Here is a 6,049-nt window from a genome sequence, read left to right as displayed (position 1 = left end):
GTTCATCCTGAGCCAGGATCAAACTCTCCAATAAAGTTAGTTTGTCTAGCATCTAAAATAAAAATTGACGTTTCACGTTGTTTGTTTCGTTCAGTTTTCAAAGAACTACTTGGTCGCTCATTTGCGACTTCCTTATGTTAACATCTTCGTTAGTTAATGTCAACTAAGCTTTTCAATTTCTTTTTGTCGTTTTCTGCGTTTCCGCATCAGCGACGGTTATTAATTTAACATATACAAACTATTAACGTCAACACTTTTTAATAAAAAATTCTTTTTCTTACATAACGAATACATTCTTCTGTGTTAGCTACTCTCCGGAATAAACAGAAAATGATTTTATATCTTTCTTCCATAGCTTTTTTTACAACTTCATGAATACGCTCATCTTCAAAATCAAATAAAAGTTCCTCTAATTCTCTCTTCAATATGTATTCCATTTCTTTTCTCTCTTCTTTTGTCAACATCAGCCCAAGCAAACAATCACCTCAATAATTCCTTACGCAACAATAAACGTTCCGCTCATTTTCAATTATCACAATCCTATCATCCATTATATCCACTACTTACGATATTAATCCTTTGTTCTCTTTTTTATATTTCCAGCATATATGTAACTGAAAAGGATTGGACAAAGGGGCGTAATATTATGTTTTTCTTTTTTATTACGAGTAAGAGAAATTTTAAACACATTAGCTTAATAGTGATACTGTCCTTATTTACAGCATGGCTACTCTTTTTAAAAACATATTCACATGAATCTGCTTTTTCAACTGCTACAGGCCCTAAAGTAATTTACAAAGGAGACACCGCTAAAAAGCAAGTTGCATTTACGTTTGATATTAGTTGGGGAGACAAAAAAGCAATTCCAATCCTAGATACTCTTAAAGAAAAAGAAATTAAGAATGCAACCTTCTTCCTTTCTGCTGCATGGGCCGAAAGACACCCCGATATTGTAGAGCGAATCATGAAAGATGGACACGAAATCGGTAGTATGGGGTACAATTACACATCCTATACTTCTCTAGAGACAAATGAAATAAGACGAGACCTTTTACGAGCACAAGATGTTTTTACGAAACTTGGTGTAAAACAAGTCAAGCTGTTACGTCCACCTAGTGGCGAATTTAACAAAGCAACCCTTAAAATCGCAGAATCACTTGGATACACCGTCGTGCATTGGAGTAATAATTCAAACGATTGGAAAAACCCAGGTGTAAATAACATCGTTTCCACTGTCTCTAATAATTTGAAAGGTGGAGATATCGTCTTATTACACGCATCCGATTCTGCCCTTCAAACAAATAGAGCTTTACCGCTGCTCCTGCAAAAAATAAAAAGTGATGGATATGAGCAAATATCCGTTTCACAACTTATTTCCAACACAAGTACGAAAAGTGAAGATGTGAAGTAGCTTCTTCCCTACTACTCTTCACGCATAAAAAGCTCTACTACCTTTCAAGAAGGTGGTAGAGCTTTTTTAATCATACCATTTACAACATTATAACTGCTGTTGTATAAAACCTCTCTATTAAGCTGATTTACTTGTTTTTCCGATTAAACGATGTAATACAAGTAATTGATATGCATTACATAACAATAGCGGTATAACCATTAAATATAACCAATCTGTATCATTAATCCGAAGCGCCGGTACCCATTCAAGGATCGTTACAACAACCATAAAGAACAGAGCTGGCACAAATGCTTTTTTATTTGTTTCTTTACTTTTTACATAAGCAACAATTGCTCCAAACACAAATAACATTCCAGCAACAAGTATATTATTCCCTAACGAGACTTCCCCATTTGCAATAAGTACAGATCTTAAATACACAAAATCAAATAATACGAATGCAATAAAGAAGAGCTGGACTGCATTCCATAAAGAAGATGAGCGAAACATCCCTAGTCCAAAACGGTGGATTGTTAAATATGCAAAGAATCCCATTTGACTTATAACACTAAAAATAAATCCTACACCCATCAGCCAGAAAGATACTGCTAAAATCTCCTTACCGTCGAAATTTTGAAAAAATTTATTGTACTTGTCCCACTCCAAAACAAAACCAATAATAACTGTGCTAATCCCACCAAGAAACAACGTCGTTAAAAATAGTCGTACCCACTTGCGGCTATTCACAACACATCCCCCATTATCCTTATATTTCTAATTAAATTGTATCAATGACAATTTCAAAAAGCTAGCCATGTTCATGTATAAATTCCTTAAAGATATTTATATTAAAAAGAGAGAACTGTGCTGAAAGGAGTTCCAACTTATGAAACGGATGCTATTCATTTTCGTTTCTTCTTTTCTACTTATCGCACTTGCAGCATGCGCACAAGGAAAAGAAACGAAATCCGAACTAGATTACGATCAAACAAAGAAAATGATTGTTGATATTTTAAAAACAGATCAAGGTAAGAAAGCTATTCAAGATGTATTAACTGATGAAAAAATGAAACAAGCACTCATACTAGATGAAACAGTAGTAAAGAAAACGATTGAAGATGCCATGGTATCCGATAAAGGGCAACAATTCTGGGAAAAGCTCTTTAAAGATCCTGAGTTCTCATCAAAATTTGCTAAAAGTATGGGGAAAGAACAAACTCAATTAATGAAAACCTTATTAAAAGACCCTGAATACCAAGCAGGCGTTATAGAAATTATGAAAAATCCTGAAGTAGAAAAAATGATGTTACAAACAATGAAGAGTAAAGAATACCGTCAATATCTACAACAAGTACTAACAGAAACTGCTGAAAGTCCACTCTTCCAAGCCAAGATGATTGATATCATTAGTAAAGGTGTGCAAAAAGCTGAAAAAGGCGGATCTGGTAAGAAAGAAGCAGGCGGTGACGGTGGTTCTCAAGGCGAGAAGAAGGAAGAACAGTAAAAAATAATAACTATAATAACGAGTGGACAATTTATATATTGTTCACTCGTTATTACTTTATCTTGCTATTAACAGACAAAATGGACCCCTCTAATTAAGCGAAAGGTTTACTAGCAACAAAAGCCTTATTGTTGTCAGTAACAGGTGAACCCCACTGATTAAAGTTTCACTTTATTTTTGTGTAACAGCTGTTTTATCAATTACTGTTTCAGCTATTTTACTATAAATAATGCCAGTTGTATGTGTATCTTCATATACTGAAGGAGCAAAGTCTTCTTTATTCCAATCGGGTTGTTGCAGTGGAATACGACCAAGAACATTCGTTTGTAATTCGGTAGCTAACTTATCTCCCCCGCCTTTTCCAAATACATATTCTTTCTCACCAGTTACCTTACTTTCAAAATATGCCATATTCTCAACAACACCAAGAATACTATGTTCAGTGCGCAATGCCATCGCTCCAGCACGCGCTGCTACAAACGCAGCTGTTGGATGAGGCGTCGTTACAATAATCTCTTTGCAAGATGGCAACATTGAGTGCACATCTAACGCAACATCACCTGTGCCTGGTGGCAAATCTAGTACTAAATAATCTAAATCGCCCCATTCTACTTCTGTGAAGAAGTGGTTTAACATTTTCCCAAGCATAGGTCCTCTCCAAATAACTGGTGCATTATCCTCTACAAAGAAGCCCATTGAGATTACCTTTACACCTAAACGTTCCACCGGAATTATCTTGTCACCTCTTACGATAGGACGTTTTTCTATCCCCATCATGTCTGGCACACTAAAACCGTAAATGTCCGCATCAATAATACCAACTTTTTTTCCTAAACGAGCTAAAGCAACTGCAAGGTTAACGGAAACAGTTGATTTTCCCACGCCACCTTTTCCACTCGCTACTGCTAAGAATGTTGTTTTTGAATTAGGTGACAATAAAGATTCACTTTGCTCTTCTTCTTGTTCCGGTGCAAACTGAGCTAATTCCTCTTCTGTAAATTCTGCAAAACGAAGTCCAACTGTTGCTGCCCCAAGTTCTTTTACTAACTTTACAATTCCAGACTGCAACTGCATTTGTTCCGCTGTACCGGTTTTTACGATTGCAATTTTAACACTCACATGTTCCTTCTCTGGCTTGACTGTTACCTCTTTAATTGCACTTGTTTCTTTTAATGTTTTATGTAAAAACGGATCTACAATCCCTTCTAACGCTTCAACCACTTGCTCTTTCGTTACCATAATTAGCCCAGCCCCCTGTATGAAAAATAACGTAATGTTAATTGAATTTATCTCTGCGTATTCTTGAAATAAATGCGTTTACATTTCCAGTATAACATATTTTCCGAAAACTTCGTTAACGAGAGAAGCTCAAAAAAATCCTCCTTATTCTGGAGGATTTCCTTTTTCCGTGAAATAACGTAATATACCACGGTATATTGCAGCTGCTACCTTTTGCTGATATTTCTCCGAATTTAACATATACCTTTCGTTCACATTTGATAAAAAGCCGGCTTCAATTAAAGCACCTGGTGTTTTAGAATACTTTAATAAATACACATGCGAAATTGTCTTAGCAGAACGATTCGTGTTCTCTAAACTTGTTCTCAATTCAGCCTGTATAAATTTTGCAGCACGTTCATTTTCAATCGAAGAGCGGTAATAGAACGTTTGTGCGCCTTTCGATCCACTACTAGTTAAAGCATTTAAATGAATACTTGCAAAAAAGTCTACATCAGGTTTATTGATGATTTCTACACGTTTTTTTAAATCCTCTGCTTTACGTCTACTATATGACTTTGTATCTTTGTTAGCTAAATCATAATCTCCCTCACGCGTTAAAATAACTAGTGCACCTTGTTCTTGTAAATAGTCTTGTACCTTTTTTGTAATTTCAAGCGTAATATCCTTTTCTATAATATCCTTTCCACCAACAGCCCCTCCATCTGGTCCACCATGCCCAGCATCTAATACAATTACTTTCCCTGATAAGGGTAAATTCCAAGCTCGCCACGATTTTGTAATTTGAAATTCTTGCTTGACTAAAAAAAACAATACAACCGCAGCGAGTGCAAAAGAGATAATTCGAATTCTCTTCATACCTTTCCTCCTCCAGCTAGTCCCTCTAATTACTTATATGGGACAAGAGGAAAGTTTATGCTTGTCTTAATGAAGCTTTAATCGATATCTTCTTTCACCTTTTTCATACCCTTCTTGCCACCACAATCCTATAAACTGCTGACAAGATTCAAAAAGTAACTCCTCATCTTTCAACTTTATTTCTCGCATAGTCATACTCGTTAAAAATTGAAATAGCGTTTCAGTTAATTGTTGTTCTTCTTCTAAAGCTCTATATTTCACATCAAAAAACGATTCACCATAATAACCAAATTTACTGTATCTCGCTCCTAATAAATAAGATTCTATCCCTAATTCAATACAGTAATCTTCATACTGACGATGAAGCTCTTGCATTTGAAAGGCATCACGAATATTTGAACGCAATGTTTTTAATGATAATTCCCGCAACATCTTCCGCTCGTATTTTAACTGCTTTTCTTTTTGTTTTTCTTGTAAGCTGACAATGACATTCATAGTACATATAAACCTCCCTAATACGTATTAGTCTAAACTTCTAAAGAAGAAGCATACGCGCGGCGGTAGCACTAAAATATTCCAAGCTATAAAAATTGCAAAAGAGGAATGAAACATAAAAAAACCCCAACCAAAATGGTTGGGGTTTGTAGTTCGCAAAAATTAACGTTTTGAGAACTGAGGTGCACGACGTGCGCCTTTAAGACCGTATTTTTTACGCTCTTTCATACGTGCGTCACGAGTTAATAGACCTGCACGTTTTAATGTTAGACGGTATTCTGGATCAGCTTTTAATAAAGCGCGAGAAATACCGTGACGAATAGCACCAGCTTGACCAGTGTATCCACCACCATTTACGTTTACAAGTACATCGTAGTTACCTAAAGTTTCTGTTGCAACTAGAGGTTGTTTCACTACTTCACGTAATGCAGCAAATGGGATATAGTTTTCAAAATCACGACCGTTAATGATAACGCGTCCTTCGCCTGGAACTAGGCGTACGCGCGCTACTGAACTCTTACGACGTCCAGTGCCATAGTATTGAACCTGTGCCAAAGTAA

8 protein-coding genes are annotated in these 6,049 nt (G+C 36.0%); 2 read left to right on the top strand and 6 right to left on the bottom strand.

The window, feature by feature from the left end; all coding sequences use genetic code 11:
- Positions 1–257: 257 nt before the first annotated feature.
- On the bottom strand, positions 258–476 hold the full coding sequence (locus MR136_RS26835; protein WP_000901147.1) for a hypothetical protein: 219 nt from the start codon (positions 474–476) through the stop codon (positions 258–260).
- A gap of 170 nt (positions 477–646) precedes the next feature.
- On the opposite strand from MR136_RS26835, the gene pdaB reads away from it, so the two are divergent.
- Positions 647–1,411: a polysaccharide deacetylase family sporulation protein PdaB gene (gene pdaB / locus MR136_RS26830; RefSeq protein WP_000464703.1), complete on the top strand. Its 765-nt coding sequence runs from the start codon at positions 647–649 to the stop codon at positions 1,409–1,411.
- Positions 1,412–1,528: 117 nt separating this feature from the next.
- Here the strand turns inward: pdaB and kbaA are convergent, their stop codons facing one another.
- Complete coding sequence (gene kbaA, locus MR136_RS26825; protein WP_001088527.1) at positions 1,529–2,140, bottom strand: KinB signaling pathway activation protein KbaA; 612 nt, start codon at positions 2,138–2,140, stop codon at positions 1,529–1,531.
- Between the two features lie 139 nt (positions 2,141–2,279).
- Here kbaA and gerD point away from each other — a divergent pair, with 139 nt between their 5' ends.
- Positions 2,280–2,897, top strand: coding sequence for a spore germination lipoprotein GerD (gerD, locus tag MR136_RS26820; protein WP_000827295.1), 618 nt, complete (start codon positions 2,280–2,282; stop codon positions 2,895–2,897).
- Between the two features lie 171 nt (positions 2,898–3,068).
- On the opposite strand, the gene MR136_RS26815 is transcribed toward gerD, so the two are convergent.
- The 4 genes from MR136_RS26815 to rpsI form a co-directional block, all read right to left on the bottom strand.
- The gene (locus tag MR136_RS26815; RefSeq protein ID WP_000256628.1) at positions 3,069–4,136 is read right to left on the bottom strand and encodes an Mrp/NBP35 family ATP-binding protein; all 1,068 of its coding nucleotides are present in this window, start codon (positions 4,134–4,136) and stop codon (positions 3,069–3,071) included.
- A 144-nt stretch (positions 4,137–4,280) separates the two neighbouring features.
- Positions 4,281–4,994, bottom strand: a complete 714-nt coding sequence (gene cwlD, locus MR136_RS26810; protein WP_000822439.1) for an N-acetylmuramoyl-L-alanine amidase CwlD — start codon at positions 4,992–4,994, stop codon at positions 4,281–4,283.
- A 66-nt stretch (positions 4,995–5,060) separates the two neighbouring features.
- The gene (locus tag MR136_RS26805) at positions 5,061–5,489 is read right to left on the bottom strand and encodes a DUF2521 family protein (RefSeq protein ID WP_001101005.1); all 429 of its coding nucleotides are present in this window, start codon (positions 5,487–5,489) and stop codon (positions 5,061–5,063) included.
- Positions 5,490–5,651: 162 nt separating this feature from the next.
- Complete coding sequence (gene rpsI / locus MR136_RS26800; RefSeq protein WP_000079986.1) at positions 5,652–6,044, bottom strand: 30S ribosomal protein S9; 393 nt, start codon at positions 6,042–6,044, stop codon at positions 5,652–5,654.
- Positions 6,045–6,049: the final 5 nt, after the last annotated feature.

The organism is Bacillus cereus group sp. BfR-BA-01311 (genome assembly GCF_022664295.1).
Taxonomy (GTDB): domain Bacteria; phylum Bacillota; class Bacilli; order Bacillales; family Bacillaceae_G; genus Bacillus_A; species Bacillus_A cereus.
Note: the sequence above shows the minus strand (reverse complement) of the source record. Positions and strands in the feature narration are given on the sequence as shown.